The organism is Carboxylicivirga longa (genome assembly GCF_050589825.1).
GTDB lineage: Bacteria > Bacteroidota > Bacteroidia > Bacteroidales > Marinilabiliaceae > Carboxylicivirga > Carboxylicivirga longa.
The window spans coordinates 253,927-278,188 of record NZ_JBNGOZ010000002.1 but is presented as its reverse complement, the minus strand read 5'-3'; the positions used below and the strand labels follow the sequence as shown (position 1 = coordinate 278,188).

Below are 24,262 nucleotides of genomic sequence, written 5' to 3'. Positions count from 1 at the left end.
GATGTTCAGATCAAACTATGGAACGGTTCTTATAAGTGTCTTGTGGTAGAGAACTGTCCTTTAAAACATCCTTTGGGTTATCTCCGACAAGGATTTTTTGGATCGCATCTTACCAGGTGAGGTGGCTATTAAGATGCGATCCTTATTGTTTTTGGCGATAGTTTTTTAATCAACGTAGATTAATTTGTCTTTCTGCTCGCTTAAATAACCAAAGCATTGCGCTTCGATGTTGTTTTCATTTAAGATCTTCTCGACCTCCGCGATGGCTGATTCTTCCACGGCAATCAGCAGTCCTCCGCTGGTTTGGGGATCGCACAGAATAGCTTTATGTGCTTCGTCAGCCAGGTGTACGCCTGCACCATAGCTGAGCCAGTTGCGGTGAGTGCCGCCCGGTATGCAGTTCTGGTCAATGTAAGGCTGTAGCATAGGTAGTTTAGGTATTTTATCGTAGTTGATGTGCGCCGATAAATTACTTCCTTCACATACCTCGCTGAGGTGACCCAACAGGCTGAAGCCGGTAACATCGGTCATTGCTTTTACGCCTTCTATCTCTGCAAGTTGCCGACCCGGAAGGTTCAGTCTGCTCATGAGCTCCGGTGCTACGGCTGCATGCTCTTCTTGCAATACGCCTTTTTTTTGTGCTGTGGTAAGGATGCCCACGCCCAAAGGCTTGGTTAAGTAGAGTTGGCAGCCTTGAGTGGCCGTATCATTACGTTTTAATTTCTTTAGCTCTACACGTCCCGTAACGGCCAGTCCGAAAATGGGTTCGGGGCTATCGATGCTGTGACCACCGGCCAGCGTTATGCCGGCTTCTTTACAGGCCTGACGTCCGCCTTCCATCACCTGTGCTGCCACGTCTGGTGCCAGTTTATCAACAGGCCAGCCCAGTATGGCAATGGCCAACAGGGGTTGTCCGCCCATGGCATATACATCGCTAATGGCATTGGCAGCGGCAATTTTTCCAAAGGTAAAAGCATCATCAACAATGGGCATAAAAAAGTCGGTGGTGCTTATGATGGCGCTGCCATCGCCCAGGTCATAAACGGCAGCATCATCGCGACTGCTATTGCCAACAATTAGTTTTTCATCCTTGATGGGGATTAGATTGCTTTTGAGGATATCACTGAGTACCGAAGGGGCTATCTTGCAGCCACAGCCGGCACCATGACTGTATTGTGTGAGTTTAACGTCAGACATGTTGTTCGTTTAAAGTTTTAATTAAAGCTTGTGCATTTTGTTTCGCATCGGTGTTATTCATTGTAATAAACCGTATGTCGCTGGTTTCGCGTTTTTCAATGCCGCGCTTATAATATTTATCGTAGTAGCCCAGCGTGAGCATTGCTACTTCGTAGTAGTTATTCTCATCCAAGAGCCTAAGCGCCTGTTGTGCCTTGTCATAGCCCAAGCGTTTGGCAATGCGTTGTATAGCATTGGCCAGCTTGTCCTTGTCGCCCAACACGTAGTCTTTCACCAGTAACCGTGCACGTTCCTCTTTGCTTATCTCTATAAATAAAAGGGGCGACTGTCGCATTTTTTGAAACAGGTGCATGGGGATATTTACATCGCCAATGTTGGGACTTTCATCTTCAAGCCAGATGGGACGTTGAAAGTCAAATTGTCGCCATTGCCAGTATAGGTCGTTTTCAAACTGTTCGGTGGTGGGCTGTGCCGGCATGCCGATATTGCCAAAGGCAGAGCCTTTATGGGCAGCCAGACCTTCCAGGTCAAGCACCTGATGGCCGGCCTCCTGCAGGCAGTGAAGGATGTGTGTTTTACCGCTGCCGGTATAACCTCCCAAAATCACTAACTGTCCTTTGTCGAAGTTGTTTTGTGCTTCATGCCGATAGGCTTTGTATCCTTTCTCAATCACATAAACCTGCTTAAAGCGATTGTCTTTAAGGTGTTGGGCAAATGCATGGCTGCGCATTCCGCCCCGCCAGCAGTGGATGACAATATTTTTATCAGGTGCTGCACGTCCGGCTTCATCGATAAACCATTGTAGCTTAGGATTTACATAAGTGTATCCTAGGTCGATGGCTGCGGCTTGCGACTCTTGCTTATACACTGTGCCTACGTGGGCTCGCTCCTCATTGCTGAACAGTGGTATGTTGATGGCAGTGGGTATGTGTCCTTTCTCATATTCGCCCGGTGATCGTACATCAATCAGAGGCAGATGAGTGTAGTGGTCTAAATAGCACTTTATGCTTATATCTTGTGGCATGATGCAAAGGTAGTGATATTGTTGAACAGCAGGGCGGCATCCTGCATTTTTGCATCATCGTCTGTTTTGTTTATCTTTAATTTTCACCCGGCAAAAGGATGTATTAAAGGGTTAAATCAATTCAACTAAGCGTTTATGAGTAAAATTTTCCGCCTAAGCTTTAGTGTTTTATTATTGATATTTCTTGCTTCTTATCAGGCATTTTTTCAGTTCGATGCGTCAGATTTTATGTGGGGAGTTACCGAAAGGGTGCCCCTCAATAAGATGTTGATGATTGCCTGTGTGGCCTGGTTGCTTATCGAAAGCATCGGTCTGTTGAAAAAGATGCTATTGCGCAAATTCGATATCACGCGCGAAGATAATCTGAAGTCGCGTAAGCTGCACACGCAGATTAACTTATTGGAGAAGGTCATTGTTTTTATCATTATCATCACTGCTATGGCGGCGATTATGATGTCTATTGACAGCATTCGGGAAATTGGGATCGGTATTTTTGCCTCGGCCGGTGTGGTGGGTATTATTGTGGGTTTGTCGGCACAGAAAATTGTGGGTGCGATCTTGGCAGGTATTCAAATTGCCATCACCCAGCCTTTTCGCATTGATGATGCCGTAGTGGTTGAAAATGAGTGGGGATGGATTGAGGAAATAAATCTTACCTACATTGTTATTCGTTTATGGGATAAGCGTCGTTTAGTTCTTCCTTCTACCTATTTTTTAGAAAAGCCGTTTCAGAACTGGACCCGCAGTAATGCTGATATTATAGGCTCAGTTTTTCTGTATGCCGACTATAGCCTGCCGGTGGATGCTTTGCGCCACGAGCTGGATCGGATCTTGGAGAATTGTGAACTGTGGGATGGCAAGGTAAAGGTGGTTCAGGTTACCGACTCAAAGGAGAACTACATGGAAATAAGGGTGCTGGTAAGTGCCAAAAATTCGCCCACCGCCTGGGATCTGAGAGTGTATGTGCGTGAACAGCTCATTGCCTTTATTCGCGATAAATATCCGCTTAGTCTGCCGCAAACGCGCATAAGTTTTAAGCCGGAAAAGAATACAATTCATTCTCCCCAAGGGGAATAAGCCAGACCCGAATTACGATCCGGGTCTGGAGGCTGATTACCCAGCATGAATAGTACTTTTGTGAATTAATAGGTCACAAGTTATTTATTGACCACTCTGGCGCTTAGGTTCTTTAGCGTTTGATAAACTTCTGAAGAGATCTTGTGTTTGTTCCCTCAAGGCTGACGAAGTAAATGCCCTTTGATAGGTGGTTCACTGCTATGCTTATATTTTGTACTCCAGAGCATTTCTGCTTGTGCACCACCCGGCCGGCTGCATTTAGCAACTTAATTTCTTGTGCTTGCAGTGTATTACTTAACTGCACATTAAGTGTTGACCGGACTGGATTCGGATATATGGTAAAGGCTTCAGCATTATTTGTAGTCAGGCCTGTGGGTGTTGCTTCACTAACCGACACGGTCCAATCTTGCGTTACCTCATGTGTGCTCGATTTGCGTACCGTAAAACTTTGCGGAGTGCTAAAGTCAAAGGCCTGTGTGCCGCTTGCCAAAGTGCTTGCGTTGGCCACTACCTCGCCATAGGCCGGGATGCTGAATTCAGGTGTTAAGCCGCTCAGATCGGTTCCGGTAGGTACCGTGGCCGTGATACTGTGTGTAGTATAGTCGATAGCCACTTCTGCATCAACGCCAGCAAAGCCAAAGGACTTAAAATCGGTTTGGTGATATAGACGTACGTCCAGATCATAGGTGAAGTTATAGGTGTTCCATTTGGATACCACAATGTAATAGGTTTTCACCGCATACAGGTAGGCATCGCTTACTGAAACATCGTGGGTGCCGGTGCCGTATCCCACAGTAGAAAATGTACCATTGGGGCAAGCTGTGATAACGTGCACGGCCGGTTTTGGTGCAAAATTACCAATGTAATTGGAAACCAGCTCCACATCCAGGTAGGAGTACTGCTCCGTTGTCTGGAAAGCATAAATAACATCCCGGTCCTGCAAGTAGTTGGGAGCGCTAAAGTTAGATGAATAGCCGTAGTCATTGTCGTAAACGCTGATGTCGCGCATTTCGGTATAGGATATGCCGGCTGTCAGGTTCAGTTCGATGGGCTCGTCGCACACATCACCAGCTACTTTGTTTTTTATGGCTACCGTAATGGTGTTATTGCTTGTCTCCGGATCCGGGGTGTAAATAATTTTTCCGATGACATCGTAGGTGGCTCCATCAGTGGAGAAATCGCCCAGTGTAGCAAAAGTATGCACGCGGCTTTCACCGGCCGGTACCGTGGTGGCAAAGTCTTCTTCAACAAAGGTTTGACCGCCATCCAGCGAGTAGGCTACCTTAAATCCTACAGCATCAACGCTTCCCAGGTTCGCAATCTCAAAGCGTACTTTTTCGGTGGCATTTAGCAGACCTTCCGACTGTGGTAGGAACCATCGCGATATTTTCAGATCATGATCTGCTGCTTGTAAGCCAACACAGGCTAATAAAAATAACAAAGGTAAAATTCTTTTCATGTATATATGTTTTTAAAAAAAATGATGGGGTTCTTTACGGGGGAGCGTGAGTAAAAGTTGTGTTTTTTTTCGTGCCTTGGGCGTTATTTTAATTCAGTTTCTACTGAAAATTGTATAATGCCCTTGTATAGAAGTTTTTCTATCTTGTGCCAATGAAGAAGGAAATTCTAAATTAATTGAGAAAATCGTATTTTTACGGTAGAGCCTTTCTCCCGGGCTGCTCTCGCGTAACAAATCAAAAAATAATTTAAAAATGATGATAAAAATAGTTGTGTTGGCCATGAGTGTTTTGATGAGTGCCTGTGGTTATAATGGAAATCGTAAAAAGCAGCAGCAAGCGCCTGCTGCAACGGACAATACCGATAGTAATGCTTCAGAGCAGCATTATGCCACTTGGGATGGGAGTCGACGATTTCAATTCACTAGGAAAGGAAGCGATGAAGTGCTTATAAAAGAGGAAACCAATGGCGAGGTTTACCTCATGAAGCGCGTTAAAACAGCTAGTGGCGAACGCTATGTCGCTGATGATGGCTATTCATTTTGGATTAAGGGTGACAGTTTTATGTTTTTGAAGGATGAGGATATCATTCTAAAAGGTCAACGTGTTGAGCAGAAAGGTGGTGCAGTCAGTTTTAAACAGTCACTTCACAAGGAGGACATCGAATTTCATCTTGAGGCTACAAAAGCGGACTATCATCATCGGCTGGTGGTACGTACGCAAGGCTTAGCGGCAAGGGATTATAACGAATCGTTTGATATCATGGGTTATCGGGTGATCGATGCCTTGCTGGCGGATCTGAATAGTGATAACTCACCCGAATTATTGATCATCACACAATCAGATGGCAGTGGTAGCTATGGTGAGCTATTGGCTTTTTCGGTGAATAATCTTCGATCTATGAGTCAGGTTTATGTGGCGCCCATCGTCGATCATCCTGCAGCCGAAGGTTACATGGGGCACGATGAGTTTGTTGTGGAAGAGAATGTGTTGAAGCGACGTTTTCCTGTTTATCTGCCGGATGATGCTAATGCACTGCCCACTGGTGGCACGCGTCAGATTACCTATCGCCTGGAGGAAGGGGAGGCCATGCGCAAACTTGTAATTGCCAACTATGAGGATTTATAGCCAACTATGATTAAATCCGGACGAGCTTTAAATTGTTTTGTATTTTAGCTCGTCCGGCATGGAATTACTTTTTATCCTTAAGCAATAGGGCCACTAACAATGCCCTCTCAATAAGGCTGTGCCGTATGATGCGTTCGTTGTCAGACGGCAGGTATTCACCCACGGGGCCCAGACCGTCAATAATGGGCATTTCCTTATTAATGTGACAAATATCGGCCGAGCTCCAACGGTGCTCCTTGCTGATGCGCACATCAATTTGTTTGGCCAGATGACTGATGTCGTTGTACAATTGTTTGGTTTTATCGGATGTTGCCAGAGCCGGGCGTTTTACACCGCCTTCTAACTTTACCTGATAGATTTTACTGCGTTTCTGAAGCGATACAATTCGCGTTAGTTTCTTTTCAATTTCATCAAGTATTTCCGGGGTGTTATAACGAACACTGATGCCGGCCGTTCCATAAGCGTATTTCTTAAAAATATTGCTCTTAAACTGAATATCGTAGGGTGCAATTATGTTATTTTTATCATTCTGCGATATATCCGCAATAGCCGCCAGTGTTTTATTAAAGTTCATGGCAGTTAGGGATACATTTTCCGGGTCGTTTTTTTTCAGCATCTTCATCTCCAGACGATACATGGCCGATCCGGAGCGCGACAGGATAAGACCACCGTTTTTAGAAGAGCCGCTAAGGGAAATGACGGACTGTGCATGAGCTGCTTTCTGCTGTATGATAGCCTTGGAGTAACGTCCGTCGATGGCATTATCGGTGACCAGCAGGATGCCGATGTTCAGTTTTTTTAAGTGGCGTGAGAATTTAAGGGCTTGCAAAGCACTGATAAGAATGGCGATGCCGCCTTTATTTTCCCACACGCCGGTACCCTCGAGGTATTGCTCCTGCTCATGGTAATTCTCGTGCTGGGCCAGCTTAATACGGTTGTCCATCGGCTGCACAATCAGATAATCTACGGCCTGCCCAAAGGCGTTGGAGAAATACAGGATGTTACCCACTTCCAATTGGGGGTATATTTCCTGTGTGAAGCCCAGTTGGCTCAGCTCAGAACTTATCAGCCCACTGCAATAGTTAACACCTTCCACATTGCGTACGTGAGTATCTGTGTCAACCAGCTTTTGAAGCAGGCGCTCGGTACGTTGTTGCCTTGTTTTAATAAATGTACGTAGGCGCGCCGTTTGGTTGGCTTTGGTATTCGCCTTTGAGTGGTTGGGTATTAATGAGTTGGTAAAATAGCGTACCGAGGCCACATCCAGCATCTTATTTACCAGGCTTTCGAAGTTATAACCAGCCACGCGTGCCGCTGTGGGGTAGGAGCCCGACTCGCCAAGGCTGGCCATAGAATTGATTTCCAGTAAGTAAATATTACCTTCTACGTCCAAGCGGATATCTACCCGGGCAAAGTCGCGTAGGTTGAGTGCTTTAAAGGCATCGATGCTCAATTTCTGCATTTTTTCAGCCAGCTCCTCGGGTAGGTGAGCAGGGCATACCTTACGCTTGGGCTGATGCTTTTTATCATCTACCGTTTGTATGGCATCCGGATCGCCCTCCAGGTCAATTTCCAGCACCGGGAATGCCTCCACCGGTGAGTTACCAATGAGGCCTACACAAAATTCACGGCCGCGTATAAATTGTTCCACCAGCGCTTGCTGCTCAAATTCTGTAACGATGAAGTGAATGGCTTCTTTCAGATCCTCTTCATTGTACACTACCTTTAGTCCGAAAGAAACGCTTTCCATCTTGGGCTTTACGATCACAGGGTATTTTACCGACGATAAATCTTCGCTGTGACTGTTAAAAACCCAAAAGTCCGGTGTGGGCAGGTTGTTATTTTTCCAAATTACTTTGGTTAGCACCTTATCGAGTGCCAGGGCATGACCCGAAGGTGATGAGCCCACGTAAGGCAGACCCAGCATCTCAAGCATGCTGGGGATGTGAGTGTAGCGCGATTCGCCCTGTATACCGTAAGCCATATTAAACACCATTCCCATTTGCTCGCCTTCATTCACACGGGGCATAAAATTTTCCAGTCGTTCAATAATTTGCTTGTTGCCATCCAGCACTGCCACGTTGTGTCCGGCCTGTTCCAGGCTGTCGGCTACTTTTTTGACAGTCTTTTCATTATAAAACTCCTTATTCTGCATGCCAAAGGTGTTGATCACCCCGCTAATATCTTTGTTGTATATTAATGCTATTTTCATTTGTTTAATTTTATTTTTCAACGATTTGATGGAACTCCCTGGTAGATCTGATCTTCCGCTTGCGATTCAATATGGATAATCAAATTTGCAGGGTATGTTTCATACTTCGATCTTACATATTTTTAGAAAATTCTTCACCATAAGCAGTCCGTCTTCGCCTGAAACTTCAGGGTGCGATTGAAAGCCATAGATAGGTTTTGATTTGTGCCTGATGATTTCGTTCCTGCATGTGTCGGACTGGGCCAGGCTCTCAAAGGACGCAGGTATCTCCGATACATGGAAAGCATGACGTTTAACTAATGATACTTCCGTTTTATTCAATCCCTGAAATATGGGATCCTCAGGCTTACTGATACTGATCAGTTCCTTTTTGCCATGGTATTCCGGCAGCTTTTTTATTCGCCCACAGTAGCTTACGGCGAGTATTTCGTGTCCCAGGCAAAAGCCTAAAATGGGCACATCAAAATTCATTAAGGCCACATAATTACTTGTAAGGTTGAGTGGTTCGTAGGGGTTACCCTTACCACCTGATAAAATAATGCCCTTAATTTTTGTTTTGGCCGATAAAGTGATGGGTTGGTTATGATCAAAAAAGATATAGTCAAAGTCCTGCTCGGCAAGAAACTGGCGCTTAAATTTTTTGATAAACGCACTTTGGTTGTCGATGATTAACAGCATTTTACTAATTGCATAATAGGTATAACATAAGTTGTAAATACTGCAAAATATTGCGTATGAAAAATACGTCAAAAAACCATAAGATGCGAGCTGTGGGGGAGTTCTTTTTGCACCCGATGATGATTATTTACAGGCCAACTATGCCCGCGCACTCGTATGCCGATGATAAGTATTTAACTGAGTGTTAAATATAATTTTGCTAGTTTTGACCTTCCAATATCAAACCCTACCGCTGACTGCAACTGATTCGGATTTATGATCGTAGCAGAAGTATATCTTTAATTATTTAACGAATGCAAGAAACAAAAAACAAACGCATCGCTTACCTCGATGTCTTACGTGTACTGGCCACTTTTATGGTGATTATGGTTCATGCCGGGGATGCTTATCTTTATGAAGCAAGCACCTTAACATTTCGCACAGCAAACTCATTATATGCTGTCCTTCTGCGTGCTTCCGTTCCCTTATTCATTATCATGTCATCTATTTTATTGTTACCAATTAAAACAGATAATCAAACATTTTTTAAACGTCGTTTTGTAAGGGTGGTGATCCCGTTCTTATTTTGGTCGATTATTTATGTGTTTCTACCGGTACCCAATAAGTTAGCTTTTGGTGGCCCTACTAATGCTTTAACCGATGGGGGAATGAATGTGTATTTATATAACCTGCTGATGATACCGTTGAATTTTACCGGTAGTAATGTGCATTTCTGGTTCATCTACATCATATTGGGCCTCTACCTGTTTATGCCTGTCATTTCGCCCTGGCTGAAAACCGCTTCAAAAAAGGCTTTGTTATTTTATTTAGCAGCCTGGGTTGCTACCTTGTTTTTTCCTTATTTGCGCCTGGTTTTCCCTCAGATCCATGGCGAGTGCGACTGGAATAGTTTTGGTATGCTTTATTATTTTGGAGGTTATCTGGGGTATATCATACTGGGTTACTTCTTGCATCATTACAATCGTTTGAACACCATTTATTCCATAGGCATGGGATTGTTGCTTTATGCGGCTGGTGCAGGTTTAACTTATGTGGGTTTTATTGCCGATCAAAATGCTTTTTTGCATAAGCTGGCCAGCCACGGTGTTGAAGATTGGAAGTTAATAGAATTCAATATCAGTTATTTGGCTCCCAATGTGGTGATGATGACCACAGGTGTTTTTATAATGGTGCAAAAACTACACATTCCTGAAACGATGCGGAAAGTGTTTGCCCACCTATCCATTAAAAGTTACGGTATATTTCTGGTGCATTATATTTTATGCTTGTGGTTAAGTGCCTTGCTAAAAGACGTATTGATGCTGCATCCGGGCGTAGAACAGTTAGTTGTGGCCGTATTGATCTCTATCGCATCCTATGGAGTAGTCAGGATTCTGTCGTACATGCCTTACTCTAAATACATGGTAGGATAGAAGTAGTTAATGAAGAAGTGCGGATTTCAAAATCTTAACGTCCTGCGCCATGCGCTTTACAAAAGTTTAAAACTCTGGGAAAGTTGGAGTCCTCAATAAATAAAGCGCCTGCCTCGTGATTCGAAGCAGGCGCTTATTATATACCCTTTTATTGATTTCTTGCTATTTCGTATAAACGCGGTTTTCCTGTTCGGCTACACGAATAAAGGTAGTTCTTTTTGATAATTCTTTAAGCTGCGCAGCGCCCACATAGGTGCAGGTGCTTCGTACGCCACCCAGAATATCCTGAAGGGTGTTTTCTACGGGGCCGCGGTAGGCTACTTCCACCGTTTTGCCTTCGCTGGCACGGTATTCGGCAACGCCACCGGCATGTTTGTCCATGGCTGTTGCCGAGCTCATACCATAAAACTGCTTGTATTGTTTACCATCTTTTTCCACTACGTTACCGCCGCTTTCATCATGACCGGCCAACATACCACCCAGCATCACAAAGTCGGCACCGGCACCAAAGGCCTTGGATACATCACCGGGCACGGCGCAACCGCCATCACTAATAATCTGACCGCCCAGTCCGTGAGCAGCATCGGCACATTCAATAATGGCAGATAGCTGTGGGTAGCCTACCCCTGTTTTTACGCGTGTAGTACAAACCGATCCCGGTCCTATGCCTACCTTAATAATATCGGCACCGGCCAGCAAGAGCTCTTCTACCATTTCGCCTGTTACCACGTTGCCGGCCATAATAACCTTATCGGGAAACAGGGAGCGGGCTTTTTTAACAAAGGCAACAAAATGCTCCGAGTAGCCGTTGGCCACATCAATACAGATAAATTTAAGATGAGGGTTGGTTTTAAATATCTGCGCTACCTTATCAAGGTCTTGTTCTCCCGTACCGGTACTCACGGCAATGTAGTTTTCGATGCCGGCAGGAGCCGAGGCTAAGAAAGTATTCCATTCTTCCAGTGTGTAGTGCTTATGAATGGCGGTGAACAGCTCTTTTTCGGCCAGCTTAAGCGCCATTTCAAAGGTGCCTACCGTATCCATATTGGCGGCCATTATGGGTACACCTGTCCATTCAATGCTTGTGTGCAAAAACTTAAAATTGCGCTGTAGCTTCACTTGTGAGCGACTTTTCAGGGTCGATCTTTTCGGCCTGAACATGACGTCTTTGAATCCCAACTTAATGTCGTATTCTACTCTCATTTCTCAAATGCTTTTTTGATTACAGCCAAAGATACAAGATAATTATTAATAAATGCACAATGGGGCTGGCGCAAAAAGGCAAGATTATTGAGTCTCATTTTTAAATTGAAAGTGGCTTTTTAAAGCTCTTCTTTTAGGCGTCAATATCCTTCAGAATTTTTTCTACTTCCTCCTCTGTTTTGGTTAATTTATCTTTGCAGGATTTAATCAGTACACTAACGCGCTTTACCTTTGTGGATAAATCATCCACATCCAGTTCTTCATTCTCTATCTGCTGGAGTATATCTTCAATTTCGTTAACGGCTTCGTTATAAGTTAGTTTTTTCTTGGTCATGTCTATTTGTTTTTATGCTCGTGTAGCAAAGGTAAGGTAAAATAAAATGTACTGCCTTTTTCCAACTCACTCTCAGCCCATATTTCGCCTTTGTTTATTTCAACAAACTCCTTGCAGAGGACAAGACCCAGTCCTGTACCTTTTTCATTTAGTGTGCCTTTAGTACTAAAAGTTGCATCCGCCATAAATAGTTTTTCCAGATTTTCCTGCCTGATGCCCACGCCCGAATCGGCTACGGATATTTCAATCATGTTATTTTTAATACCTGCCGTTACATAAATAACGCTACCTATCCGCGAAAACTTTATGGCATTGCTGATAAGGTTGCGCAAGACAGTGTTATAGAGATTCTCGTCGGCCCAGGCCACCAGGTTACGTTCTATTCTAGGACTGATTACGATATCTTTCTCCTCGGCATTAAGGCGCAGCAGCGATACAATATTGTGGGTTTGTATGGAGATATCGAGTTGGGTAGGTCTGTATTCGGTGGTGCCCAGCTGTGTGCGCGACCACTGAAGCAGGTTTTCCACGAGCCCCAGCAAGCGCTTGGTGGAGTTATGTATGATTTGGGAGTATTCAATAACGGCCTTGGTGTTTTTCGATTCGGCGTTGAGCATCAGCATCTCGGCAAAGCCCATCAGCGAGCTAAAGGGACTTTTCAGGTCATGAGCTATGATGGAGAAAAATTTGTCTTTGGTGGCATTCAGCTGTTGCAGATCCATATTTGCCTGTTTCAGCTTGCGCTCAGCTCTCTGACGACTTCTATAACTCAGGAAGAGCAAGAATAACAGACTCAGTAGTACGCCCATGATGATGAAATAAATGCTGCGGTTGTGCAGTGCCAGCTGAAGCCGTTCTGTTTTATTAATGTTATCCTGTGCCAGCATGCTTATTTGCTCTTCTTTACTTGGCAGTTTGTAGGCGGCTTCCATACGAGCACTGCTTAGCAGAGCCTGTTCATCAGTAATTGCCGTTTTTATTTCGGCATATTGGGTTTTGTAATTCAGTGCTTCACGGTAATCGTTATTCATCTTGTACCACTCCGATAGGCTGTTGTAACAATCAGCCAGTAAGGCTTTTTCATCGAGTGACAATGCTAGCGCCTCCGCTTTGTTAAGATAGTCAAGTGCTGAGTCATATAAATTATTTACCATCAGTGTTTGTCCCAGGTGGAGGTAGGTTTCAGCTTTCAGCGAAGGATCGTCAAAACTGAGCATCAGCTTAATGGCTTTCTTGAAATAGGAGATGGCTTTGCTGTATTGTTGTCCCTTCTGGTGTGCCCGGCCAATATTTACATAGGAAACAGCCATGCTGGCACTGTCGCCTTGCTCTTTGAAGATGCTTAGTGAGGTGTGATAGTTTTCGATGGCCTGTAGAATATTGCCCTGTTTCAGGTAGGCTTCGCCCAAGTTGTTGTAGCAGCTGCTAATGCCATTTTGATCGGCCAAGGTGGCATAAATCTTCAGGGCATCATTGTATTTTTGTATGGCTGCCTTAGGTTTATTGAGTACTCCGTAAATATTACCAATATTATTAAGCAAAATGGCACGGCTGCGGGTGTTATTATCCAGCTGGCTTAACTCCAGGGCACGTTCCAAACAAATGAGCGCCTCGTTGTATTGTGCCAGGGTATGCAGCACTACACCTTTATTGGTAAGTCCTTTGCACAGTAAAACGGTATTGTCCGTTTTTTCGCCGCTACTCACAACACGCTCAAAGTACTCAAGTGCCATGGTGTAATTGCGCAAATACCAATACATGGCACCCAGACCGTTATATACGCTACCCAGTTTATTGAGTTCACCGCTGCTTTTAAAAACACGTTCTGCCTGCAGAAAATAGGTTATAGCCTTCTCGTGATCAGTTGCCTTGCTTTCTGTCCAACCCAGATATTCATAGAGGCTGCCCAGTTCTTTTTTGTCATTAATAACGTCTGCGTATTTAAGTGCTTTTAGTAAGTGCGATTGTGCCAACTCATGTTGCTCTTGATCATAAAGTGTAATGCCGGCTTTTTTATAAATGTTGAAATGAAGTAGCCTGTTGTTATTATCATTAAGTGCTTCCACTGCTTTGGAACAAAGGATGATACAGTCTTCAGTAGTGGCTGAGTCGGCCTGTGCCAGTAGCCGATAGGCAAGGTGTTGTTGAGGTGAGGTACTTATTTGGGCCATCAGAGTGGGGAGCATGCCAAGGGCTAATAGGACAAGCCATACCTTGTACCTCACGTTTTGAATGCTGGGTTTGGTTATCATTTGAACGTTTTGAGTGCTTAGCGTCGGTGAAACTGAGTACAAAATAGAAAAAGCGTGCCAGAAAACGTTATTATTTGGCTGATAATTTTTCTATCCGGCTTACTATTTTTCCATTAGCCGTTTGTGTCAGTAGCTCATCACCCACATTAAGGTTTTTTATATGTTTCACTAATTTATTATTACTATAGGCGATGGAGTATCCGCGCTTAAGAATTCTCTGAGGGTCACTGAGTTGCATTGTTCGCTCTGATAGTTGCAGCTGCTGTTCTTGATTCTTAAAATAAGCACTCAGCTCAAGTTTTAAACGGGTTACATAAAAATTTTGGGTCTTTAGGTGGCTGCGCAGCTGTTTGTTGCTTAGGTAGTGAATGGATTCCTTCAAATGGGCAAAGGATGAGCGTTGCTTATCGAAATAATTTTTGATACTAAAGTTCAGACGATGAGCTACATCAATGTGTAGCTGCTGCTTCTGTTTAAGTACCGCCTTAACAGCGGGCTGAAAATTTTGAGCTGCCATCTCCAGTCGATGTCCCTCATGGCTGAGAAGCTCCCTTGTCTCTGCTACAAATTGGTCCTTCAGATCGTGCAGGTAGTCATTGAAATGGCTGATGCGTTCAATGACAAACTCGGCAACAGCGGTGGGTGTTTTCAGTCGTGTATGTGCCACCATATCGGCCACCGACTCATCGCGCTCGTGACCAATGCCCGTCAGTACAGGTAGGGGAAATTGTGCAATGTTAAGTGCAATCAGGTAGCTGTCGAAGCATATCAGGTCTGCTGTGGATCCACCACCGCGTATGATTACAACGGCATCAAACAGGTGCTCGTACTCATAAACCTTATCCAGGGCTTCTATAATGGAAGCCTCCGCCTCGTTGCCCTGCATAATGGCCGGGAATAGCTTATGGTATATTTTAAATCCTTCACTATTTTGATCCAGCTGTTTGATAAAGTCTTCGTATCCGGCAGCTGTGGGCGAGGATATGATGGCGAGTTTCTGGGGTACTTCGGCCAGCTCCGTTTCCTTGTTCATGGACAGTACGCCGTCTTGTTCAAGTTGACGTATCACCTCCATTTTGCGTCGTGCAATGTCACCCAGGGTGTAGGTAGGATCAATGTCTTTTACATTTAAGCTGTAGCCATATATCTCTTGAAACTCGACGCTTACTTTTAGTAGTACCTTTAACCCGGCACTGAGAGTCTGTCTTGTGGTTGTTTCAAAGTATGGCTTCAACAGGCGAAATGTATAAGCCCATATGGTGGCTCTTGCCTTGGCTTTTACCTGATCCGATGTTTCGTCTTTTTCAATGAGTTCGATATAGCAATGTCCGCTACGTACCGTGCGTATTTCGCTAATTTCGGCAACCACCCAATAGGTGTACGGGAAGGCATCTTTAAGCTGCTCTTTAATTTGGCAATTTAACTGGTATAAACTAAGGTGCTCTTGCGACATGCTAGCGGTTTTTTATCACTTTAATATGTTGTTTGATGGCGCTGTTTTCGATGATAACCAGGTATATGCCATTGGCCATATGGGCCACTTCGTTGATTATAATCTCTTCCTGCATTGGATGGTCTTTATAATACATCAGATTGCCTAAAATATCATAGATAGCAATACTGACGGGCTGTTTGCCTGTGCCTATTAGTTTTAGCTGTGATCCAAAGGGATTAACAGCCACTTTCCACCGGGCTGGCGACTGTATTTTTTGCTTTATGTCAGTGAAAAGGGCGATTCTGAAATTAGGTATCCCATAACCCAGTGCATTGTTTGGAGCATTGGCCTGGTGTGCGCTTTCAATAATAAGCTGACGTATCTCGGCTGCGTTTTTATGGGGCATTGCCTGCCATAAGCAGGCAGCCAGTCCGCTGATGATAGGTGCTGCAAAAGAGGTGCCGTTACCATAGCTGATGGAGCCACGTGTGCCTTGCACCGCCACAGAATCGCCCAAGGCGCTAACATCGGGTTTGATGCGTCCGTCGTAGGAGGGGCCAAAGGATGAAAAGCTAGCTCGCGTGCTGTCTGCCGTAATGGCGCCTACAGCTATCCCGTAACGAGCATCGGCCGGCGCTCCAATGTAATGCCAGCTGCTGGCTCCTTCGTTACCGGCACTTGTTACCATCAGCATGCCTTTGGATGATGCTATATCGCAGGCTTGCGAAATGCGGGTAGATCCATCCATGTGGGTGTAGGCATAACTGGATGATGGTGGGTCAAATTCGTAGTAGCCCAGTGAGGTATTCACCACATCGGCTCCTGCACTATCGGCAAACTCTGCGGCACATATCCAGTAATCGGCCTCTATGGGATGTTCCGATGCTGCATCTTCGGTGCGCAGAAGCCAATAGGATGCATCCGGAGAAGCACCACGGTATATCCCATCCTGGTTGCCGGCCATAATGGATAGCACATGCATGCCATGGCTGTGCGTAGTAAAAATATTTGATAGGGGATCAACAAAGTCCTTACTGCCTAATATTTGCCCATTTTGCCATAAGTGACTGAATAGGGGTAGGTTATCTGCTTTGAAAAAGCCCGCATCAATCACGGCTATTTGCATGCCCTCACCGCGGTAGCCTTTTTCGTGCAGATGGTGGCCGTTGACTGTACCTAGCTGCCTGTGCGATGCCCCATAAAATGAGCTGCTTGTTTTTTTGAGCGATGGGTAGCTCGTTTCAAATTTGTGCCGGGATGATGGCAATTCATTTGAAGGTTTTGTTTTTTCTACCGATGCGATAAATGATATGCGTGTTAAGGTGTCCATCAGTGCTGTATTGGCACAGAAAAGAATGGCACCATTGAGCCACTTTGTCGTATGGCGCACATCAATGCCGGCTTGTTTCAGACTGTCGATATAATGGGGGTTAACCGGTAGGTCGCTCTCAATAAGGCTTATATTTTGCCTTTGACGCCGCTCAATGGCGCGTGCTGATAAGAATTCCTCTGGACGATCAAGACTGTATGGCGTATTGTTTTTATCGCTAAAGGAAACAAAGTAGCCCTCTTGTGCGCTTGCGTCGGCAAGACATACACAAAAGAATAGTATGGCTACTGCTTGTTTTATCATGGCTATCGCATATACATCTCCGGGTTATTCTGCATCTTTTCCGGGTCTTTTAATTTATCTTTCTGTTTCTGAAATTCTGCTTCTTCCTTAGCACGTCGTTCCTCCAGCACTTCGGGGTTCAGTAGTGTACCTTTGTTGTATTTCAGCACGTAGTTAACCTTGCCATCGGCCAGGTAAAAAGTCCAATTGCCATCTTCTTTGTTATCAATGTAGTTAGCATCTATCTCGAGCTGCCCGTTTTTGTAGTAGTATAGGTATTTACCTTGTAATTGATCGGCCTGATAGCGGGCTTTCAGCAAAGGCGCTCCATCTTCGAAGAATTTCAGCCATTCTCCATCCTTTTTACCATTGCGCCAGTGAATTATTTCAGCAACTGCACCACCGGGGTAAAATACTTTATATTGTCCATGGGGTCGGCCATCTACAAATTCTTCGGTGGCCAGTATTATCTCTTTCTCGCCATAGTAGGTCCAGGTCTCTATTTTTTGCTTGCCCCGGTACCTTCCACTTGAATTAAGTTTGCCATCCTGATCAAACAAACGGGCATCGCCGTATTCGCCATTTTCATCATAAATAATTTCCAGGCTTTTTTTGCCATTGGGGTAGTAGCGGGTGTATTTACCCACCGGTTTGTTGTTTTTAAAAGTAGCTTTGTATAAGGGAGATCCATCGGTATAGCGTTTTTCCCATGGGCCTTGTTTCAAACCCTCAGCATCCGTTTGGTTATAGTGCGCCGGAATGGGTTTTACCGTGGTCTTACGTGTGGGTATGCGGTTGCCAAAAACATCGGTTTGTGCCGAAACTGTTAGGCTGGCGAGAACAAATAATACGGGTAGAAGAAATAGCTTCAAGCTCATCATTATAAAATAATTTTAAGAATTAACAGGGTTACGCTGCCAATGGTATAAAATTCGATACAAAACAAAAATACAAAAAAAGTCCCCGTAAAACGGAGACTTTTTAGGAATCATTTATGTTTAACTGATGTTACTTTACTTCTTCAAAGTCAACATCAGTTACCTCATCATCTTTACCACCCTGGGCACCTGCGTCTGGTCCTGGTTGTGCACCTGCATCCGGTCCGGGCTGGCCACCTGCCTGTTGGCTGGCGTTGTACATCTCTTGCGAGGCAGCCTGGAATACAGTGTTCAACTCGGTAGTTGCCGCGTCGATAGCTGCGATGTCCTGTGCTTTGTGCGCTTCCTTCAGCTTTTCAAGGGCTGCCTCGATAGGCTGCTTTTTGTCGGCTGGCAATTTGTCACCAAACTCTTTCAGTTGCTTTTCAGTTTGGAAAATCAAGCTGTCAGCACCGTTCAGCTTATCGATTTTTTCTTTCGCTTGCTTGTCTGCGTCAGCATTGGCCTCGGCTTCGTCTTTCATGCGCTTGATTTCGTCATCAGACAAGCCTGAAGAAGCCTCGATGCGGATGCTCTGCTCTTTACCGGTTGCTTTATCCTTGGCTGTAACGTGCAGGATACCGTTGGCATCAATATCGAAAGTAACTTCGATTTGAGGTGTTGCACGTGGTGCCGGTGGAATACCATCGAGGTGGAAGCGACCAATGGTTTTGTTATCCTTGGCCATAGAACGCTCACCCTGCAGCACGTGAATCTCTACCGATGGCTGGTTATCCACCGCTGTGGTAAAGGTCTCCGACTTCTTGGTTGGGATAGTGGTGTTGGCTTCAATCAGCTTGGTCATCACACTACCCATGGTTTCAATACCCAATGATAAAGGCGTTACATCCAATAGTAATACATCTTTCACCTCACCGGTTAGAACACCACCCTGAATGGCTGCACCCACTGCTACCACTTCGTCAGGGTTAACACCCTTTGAAGGAGCCTTTCCAAAGAAATTCTTAACGATTTCCTGGATGGCAGGAATACGTGTTGATCCACCTACCAAAATCACTTCGTCGATGTCCGATGGGCTCATATCTGCGTCTTTAAGCGCAGCCTTACAAGGCTCAAGGGTACGTTGAATCAGCTTGTCAGCCAGCTGCTCAAACTGAGCGCGCGACAAGGTGCGTACCAAGTGCTTTGGAATACCGTCAACCGGCATAATATAAGGTAGGTTGATCTCGGTGCTTGTTGATGATGATAGCTCGATCTTGGCTTTCTCAGCAGCATCTTTCAGGCGCTGTAATGCCATTGGATCTTTGCGTAGGTCGATGTTTTCATCTTTCATAAACTCATCGGCCAGCCAGTTGATGATTACATCATCAAAGTCATCACCACCCAAGTGAGTATCACCATTGGTTGACTTTACTTCGAATACACCATCACCCAGCTCAAGAACTGAGATATCAAAGGTACCACCCCCTAAGTCAAACACGGCTACCTTCATGTCTTTGTCCATCTTATCCAAACCGTAGGCAAGCGAGGCTGCTGTTGGCTCGTTGATGATACGGCTCACTTTCAGACCAGCGATCTCACCGGCTTCCTTAGTGGCCTGACGCTGTGCATCGTTAAAGTAAGCAGGTACGGTAATAACGGCCTCACTTACTTCCTGTCCCAGGTAGTCTTCCGCGGTCTTCTTCATTTTCTGAAGCGTCATGGCTGAAATTTCCTGCGGTGAATACAGGCGGTCGTCGATTTTAACACGCGGTGTGTTATTATCGCCTTTCACCACCTCATATGGCACGCGTTTTACTTCATTTGGAATCTCGTCGTACATAGATCCCATAAAGCGTTTGATAGAATAAATAGTTTTATGCGGGTTGGTGATTGCCTGACGCTTGGCCGGGTCACCTACTTTGCGTTCGCCACCTTCAACAAATGCTACAATTGATGGTGTTGTTCTTTTTCCTTCGCTGTTTGGAATCACAACCGGCTCGTTTCCTTCCATTACAGAAACACATGAGTTGGTTGTTCCTAAGTCGATACCAATAATTTTTCCCATTGTTATATAATTATCTTGTTGTTCTTATAAATAATTTCAAAATCACGATGAGCTATTCTTCAATTGGTGTGCCAAAAGAAAAAGTGCTGTTTTTTACGCAAAATTGACAGGAAGACATCCAAAACTAAGAACGCTCTGTCAGGAATTGTGACAGATTGACAAGATGACACCATGGGCTAGGAAGGCAAGCGTTCAATTTCCAGCTCGGCTAAATTATCCGGACTTTCAATCAGTACTTTTGTATGTTCCGCAAGACCTCTTTTTATTTCGAAGAATGACTCGTTCTCCAGTCCTGTTTCCACCTCTTTCTTAAGTAAATGTAGGCCCTCTTTAACAATGACGTAGCGTAATGTATCATTGCCAAGCACCGCACTTTTCTCCACAAAAAGTGTATTTTCAATGCGTTGGGTGATGATGGTGTTCGACGTGGTCATGTTGGGTAATAAGTCCTCTTTATAGTCATTGATGCGTACTTGTACCTTAAATCCGTTCTGAAATTCGCCCGGCATTGACTGCCCAATATTGGCAATGCTAAAGATGCTGCCCTTAAATATTTTTTTAGGAAAAGCATCGATGGTGATATTGACCGTTTGACCTAGTTCAATCTTAGCAATGTCAATCTCCTTCACATACATTTCTGATATCATGGTTGATAAATCGGGCAGGGTTGCAATCATGGGCATCCAGCGTCCCACCCGTGAGCCAACTTTTACCTTACGACCATTGTAACCACGCCCATAAATGATCATACCGTCAGCGGGTGATTTAATGGATAATTGGCTACGCAGTTCTTCCAGCAGTCCTTTGCGCCGCTCAAAACGCTCCACTTTGTTTTGGTTACGTATGATCTTTGTTTTGTGCAATTGTCGCTGCGTAATTAAATCGCGTTGTGCCTTGGCAAGCGCGCGTTTGGCTTTTTCAAGCTGTATCTGCGTTTGTCGCTGCACGGCTTTGGACTCAAAGGTTGATTGTTCTACTTTTATTTCGGTGTCCAGCACCCGGTCTTTTTCTTTTTGTATCGTCTCGCGCTGGGCAGCCAGTGTCAGGCTCGAATCTATTTTGGCATCTTCCAGTAAGGTGTAGAGTTCTTTTAGTCTGTCGTTGACCTGCTTCAGATTTTCTTCTACTTCGGTGGGTTCCAGCTTGGCCACTTCCTCGCCTTTCTTTACGATTTTGCCTTCCTCTACAATGCTCATAATTTTCATGGCCCAGATGTCCACCTCTTCGTTAAAGCTAACCTCGGGCACCTGTATGTCCACGGCTTTCTCTGCTTTAAGCTCCCCGGTTACTTCCACCACGGCCTCAAGGGCGCCACTTTTTACCGATACCACTTTATGGGTATTTCCCAGCTTGGTCCAGGGGCGCCAAATCATTACGATGATGATAATGGCAACACCTGCTGTTAGTGCTATTTTTTTCTTGTTCATCGCTTAGTTTTCAAGAAGATAATCGAGTGATTTAATCAGGGATTCGTTGCGCTCAAAATCGAAGAGGGTAATCTCCCGTATGGCGTAATATCCGCGCCAGAAATCCGAAAGGGCAATGATGTATTTTCGTCTTGCATTATCCAGCGAGTTACGGGCCGCATTCAGCTTGATTACATCTACTTTATCAATCATAAAGCGCTGTTTGGTAACGTTGTATCCTAGTTGTGCTACCGTGTCGGCCTTGGCCGATATCATCACTTGCTCTTCCTGTAGGTTGAACTGCAGAATGTCCATGATTACATCCTGTTCAAAGTCGATGAGTTCCTGCTTTACCACTGCCTCAGTCACCTGTCTGTTTGATTTGGCCATCTGAATTTGTCCGCGACGGGTACCCCAGTCAATGATGGGAGCATTCAGGCTGATGCCTAAACCCCGATCATCGTTGAAGGGCGGTCGGTATAGCTTATTCATTTCATCGGACTGTTTATTGATGCCGATATTGGCACTTAAGGCAGCACTTAAGCCACTGGTTGATCGGGTAAATGCCACCTTCCGGTTAGCCTCAATAAGTTGAGCCTCCAGCGCCAGTATTTCAGGATTGTTTTCTTTGGCCATTTCCAGCGCACGGTCAGCATTTACTTTCAGCCCGGGTATTTCATCCGGTATAAGGGGCATGATGATAAGATCTTTGTCGAAACCCAGAAATGAGTTCAGCTTGTTGCGTGACTGTTTTAAGGTCACCTCCGCCATTGTTTTAGACATTTTGGCATTCAGATAGGTTAGCTCCAGGTCAAGCAGTTCATCCTGCGTTACGGTTCCTATTTCAAAACGGCCACGCCCAATATTATATAGCGTGTCGGCATTAGCCAGGTTGGTAGATGCTATTTTAAGGTCAATTTGGGCAGCCACAGCTTCAAAAAAGATTTGTACCGTATGTTTTGACAAGGCTTCCATTTCGGATAGAAATAGCTTTTTTGCCTGTTCAAATTCCAGCGGCTTTAACTTAGACTGCCACTTAAATTTATTATAGCCATTAAGGGGTTGTGTGAGGCGTATGCTGACCGGAACCGAGTTATATTCGATTGAGTTTTTGCCATCGCGTTTTTGTTGAAGCCTTGTTAGGTCCGAGGTTACGCTCAGTTCACCACCTGTAAAAGTAACGTTTTGTTGGATGGCCAATCCCAGTGACGATGATAGTGTTTCGCGACCCACATAGCGGTATGATCCGTCGGAAATATACTCGAGGGATAAGGAGTGACTATAGTCTATGGGTTTTGCGTTGAGTCGCAGTCCGGGTAATTGTGAAGCCTTAAAGCTTCGAAAATCCCAGTAGCTTGCCAGGTACATGTTTTTGTGGCGGAAGCTGGACAGCGACTGCAGCTTGGCCATTTGTATGGCTTCGTTGAGCGTTAGCTGCATGGATTGCTGCGAGAGGTCAGGTGTTGTTTGTGCTTTGCCACTAAGGCAGTTTATTAGCAGTAATAGATAGATAATATATCGCATAGTTTAATGTCTTAAGGATTCAACAGGATCTTGCGTGGCAGCGCTTTTGGCAGGTATATAGCCAAAGATGATGCCCACGGTGGCCGATACGCCAAAGGCCACAATAACAGAGAAGAAGGAAACAATGGTTTTAATGTCAGCCATCAGGTGTATCAGGTGTGCCAGCAACACCCCCAGGCAAATGCCAATAAGGCCGCCCGATATACTGATGAGGATGGACTCGGCCAGAAACTGTACAATGATATCTTTGCGCGATGCACCAATGGCTTGTCGCGTGCCAATTTCGCGTATCCGTTCCCATACCGAGGCCAGCATGATATTCATAATGCCGATTCCTCCAACAATTAGGGAGATACCGGCGATAGCTCCCAGCACAATATTAAATATTTCGTTCGTTTTTTGTTGCTGTTTAAGGAGTAGTTCCGGCACGGTTACCTCAAAATCGTAGATGTTGGCATGGCGGCGCAGTATCAGGCGTTTGATCACATCGGCAGTGGCTGATAGATGCTCAGTATCTTCCACTTGTACAATGATTTTGTCGAGCTGATTCTGTGTTTTACCCGATGGCTGGTTTCCTTCCTCGTCGGGGTTACCACCCATGAAAAACCGGGCACCTCCTCCGGCCATATTATCCATTAATTCAGGATTGATGGTGCCTCGGTCTTTAAAACGCATGAGCATGGTTTTAATGGGAATGATGATGGTGTTATCGCTGCTGCTGATACCCATCTCGTCTGAAGCAGATGTGGTAAAGTCGCGCTTAGCAATGGTGCCAATCACCTGTAGCCATACCTGTCCGCACTTGATGTATTGCCCTACGGGATTACGCTGATTAAAAAAACGTCGGCGGATATTATCACCAATAATACATACCGGCAGGCCTTTGTCGCTGTGCTGGTGACTAAAATGTTTACCCTTGTCGAGGGTAATATTAAGCATGCTAAAATAATCGGTGGATACTCCTTCCAGCGTCACCGGGTAGCTCTTACCTTCCTTAATGGCATGGTAGCTGAGCGAAACCACCGGGCTAACGGTTTTTACCGTGGGGATATTTTCCAATATGGCGCGGGCATCCATCTGATGCAGACCGCGTGAAAATTTCTTTTTCTGATCGCTGTCCTCACCGGTTTGTCCATTGGCCTCAATAGATTGGTCGTTGGGTGTTATTATTATATTGTTGACACCCACTAGTTTAATTTGTTCAAGCACCTCTTGTTGCGCTCCTTTACCAATGGCGAGCATACTAATTACGGCTGCCACACCAAACATAATGCCCAGTGCCGTTAGGAAGGACTTTACTTTATTAGAGAGGATGGCTTCAAAGGCGATCAGCACATTGTGCGAGTAACGCCGATAAAGCTGATGGGGAGATTTTCTCATCGTATG

Annotated in this window: 18 protein-coding genes; 3 read left to right on the top strand and 15 right to left on the bottom strand. The window is 45.0% G+C overall.

The window, feature by feature from the left end:
• Nucleotides 1-165 precede the first annotated feature (165 nt).
• Both selD and mnmH read right to left on the bottom strand, forming a co-directional pair.
• Nucleotides 166-1,197, bottom strand: coding sequence for a selenide, water dikinase SelD (gene selD, locus ACRD7A_RS02855; RefSeq protein WP_430809841.1), 1,032 nt, complete (start codon nt 1,195-1,197; stop codon nt 166-168).
• Nucleotides 1,190-2,221 carry a tRNA 2-selenouridine(34) synthase MnmH gene (gene mnmH / locus ACRD7A_RS02850; RefSeq protein ID WP_430809840.1) on the bottom strand — a complete coding sequence of 344 codons (1,032 nt, stop codon included), beginning with the start codon at nt 2,219-2,221 and terminating at the stop codon, nt 1,190-1,192. Before mnmH ends, selD begins: the two co-directional genes overlap by 8 nt.
• A gap of 135 nt (nt 2,222-2,356) precedes the next feature.
• On the opposite strand from mnmH, the gene ACRD7A_RS02845 reads away from it, so the two are divergent.
• Nucleotides 2,357-3,298, top strand: a complete 942-nt coding sequence (locus tag ACRD7A_RS02845; protein WP_430809839.1) for a mechanosensitive ion channel family protein — start codon at nt 2,357-2,359, stop codon at nt 3,296-3,298.
• 112 nt (nt 3,299-3,410) lie between these two features.
• Here ACRD7A_RS02845 and ACRD7A_RS02840 read toward each other — a convergent pair whose 3' ends face one another.
• Nucleotides 3,411-4,757, bottom strand: coding sequence for a T9SS type A sorting domain-containing protein (locus ACRD7A_RS02840; RefSeq protein ID WP_430809838.1), 1,347 nt, complete (start codon nt 4,755-4,757; stop codon nt 3,411-3,413).
• A 253-nt stretch (nt 4,758-5,010) separates the two neighbouring features.
• Here ACRD7A_RS02840 and ACRD7A_RS02835 point away from each other — a divergent pair, with 253 nt between their 5' ends.
• Nucleotides 5,011-5,883, top strand: coding sequence for an MliC family protein (locus ACRD7A_RS02835; protein WP_430809837.1), 873 nt, complete (start codon nt 5,011-5,013; stop codon nt 5,881-5,883).
• A gap of 64 nt (nt 5,884-5,947) precedes the next feature.
• Here ACRD7A_RS02835 and ACRD7A_RS02830 read toward each other — a convergent pair whose 3' ends face one another.
• The gene (locus tag ACRD7A_RS02830) at nt 5,948-8,095 is read right to left on the bottom strand and encodes an ATP-grasp domain-containing protein (protein ID WP_430809836.1); all 2,148 of its coding nucleotides are present in this window, start codon (nt 8,093-8,095) and stop codon (nt 5,948-5,950) included.
• Between the two features lie 99 nt (nt 8,096-8,194).
• On the bottom strand, nt 8,195-8,773 hold the full coding sequence (locus tag ACRD7A_RS02825) for a glutamine amidotransferase-related protein (RefSeq protein ID WP_430809835.1): 579 nt from the start codon (nt 8,771-8,773) through the stop codon (nt 8,195-8,197).
• Between the two features lie 293 nt (nt 8,774-9,066).
• On the opposite strand from ACRD7A_RS02825, the gene ACRD7A_RS02820 reads away from it, so the two are divergent.
• Nucleotides 9,067-10,185 (top strand): acyltransferase, encoded by a 1,119-nt coding sequence (locus ACRD7A_RS02820; protein ID WP_430809834.1) that lies wholly within the window; start codon nt 9,067-9,069, stop codon nt 10,183-10,185.
• Nucleotides 10,186-10,347: 162 nt separating this feature from the next.
• Here the strand turns inward: ACRD7A_RS02820 and ACRD7A_RS02815 are convergent, their stop codons facing one another.
• The 10 genes from ACRD7A_RS02815 to ACRD7A_RS02770 all read right to left on the bottom strand — a co-directional run bounded on the left by ACRD7A_RS02815 (nt 10,348) and on the right by ACRD7A_RS02770 (nt 24,256).
• Nucleotides 10,348-11,388 (bottom strand): GMP reductase, encoded by a 1,041-nt coding sequence (locus ACRD7A_RS02815; RefSeq protein WP_430809833.1) that lies wholly within the window; start codon nt 11,386-11,388, stop codon nt 10,348-10,350.
• A gap of 133 nt (nt 11,389-11,521) precedes the next feature.
• Nucleotides 11,522-11,722: an exodeoxyribonuclease VII small subunit gene (xseB, locus tag ACRD7A_RS02810; RefSeq protein WP_430809832.1), complete on the bottom strand. Its 201-nt coding sequence runs from the start codon at nt 11,720-11,722 to the stop codon at nt 11,522-11,524.
• A 2-nt stretch (nt 11,723-11,724) separates the two neighbouring features.
• A complete protein-coding gene (locus ACRD7A_RS02805) occupies nt 11,725-13,974 on the bottom strand; it encodes a tetratricopeptide repeat-containing sensor histidine kinase (protein ID WP_430809831.1) in 2,250 nt (749 codons plus the stop codon).
• Nucleotides 13,975-14,044: 70 nt separating this feature from the next.
• A complete protein-coding gene (gene xseA / locus ACRD7A_RS02800) occupies nt 14,045-15,427 on the bottom strand; it encodes an exodeoxyribonuclease VII large subunit (RefSeq protein ID WP_430809830.1) in 1,383 nt (460 codons plus the stop codon).
• A 1-nt stretch (nt 15,428) separates the two neighbouring features.
• Nucleotides 15,429-17,042 (bottom strand): S8 family serine peptidase, encoded by a 1,614-nt coding sequence (locus ACRD7A_RS02795; protein ID WP_430809829.1) that lies wholly within the window; start codon nt 17,040-17,042, stop codon nt 15,429-15,431.
• A gap of 2 nt (nt 17,043-17,044) precedes the next feature.
• Complete coding sequence (locus tag ACRD7A_RS02790; RefSeq protein WP_430809828.1) at nt 17,045-17,902, bottom strand: toxin-antitoxin system YwqK family antitoxin; 858 nt, start codon at nt 17,900-17,902, stop codon at nt 17,045-17,047.
• Nucleotides 17,903-18,029: 127 nt separating this feature from the next.
• A complete protein-coding gene (dnaK, locus tag ACRD7A_RS02785; RefSeq protein ID WP_430809827.1) occupies nt 18,030-19,946 on the bottom strand; it encodes a molecular chaperone DnaK in 1,917 nt (638 codons plus the stop codon).
• A gap of 176 nt (nt 19,947-20,122) precedes the next feature.
• Nucleotides 20,123-21,373 carry an efflux RND transporter periplasmic adaptor subunit gene (locus ACRD7A_RS02780; RefSeq protein ID WP_430809826.1) on the bottom strand — a complete coding sequence of 417 codons (1,251 nt, stop codon included), beginning with the start codon at nt 21,371-21,373 and terminating at the stop codon, nt 20,123-20,125.
• A gap of 3 nt (nt 21,374-21,376) precedes the next feature.
• Complete coding sequence (locus ACRD7A_RS02775; protein WP_430809825.1) at nt 21,377-22,876, bottom strand: TolC family protein; 1,500 nt, start codon at nt 22,874-22,876, stop codon at nt 21,377-21,379.
• 3 nt (nt 22,877-22,879) lie between these two features.
• On the bottom strand, nt 22,880-24,256 hold the full coding sequence (locus ACRD7A_RS02770) for an ABC transporter permease (RefSeq protein WP_430809824.1): 1,377 nt from the start codon (nt 24,254-24,256) through the stop codon (nt 22,880-22,882).
• Nucleotides 24,257-24,262: the final 6 nt, after the last annotated feature.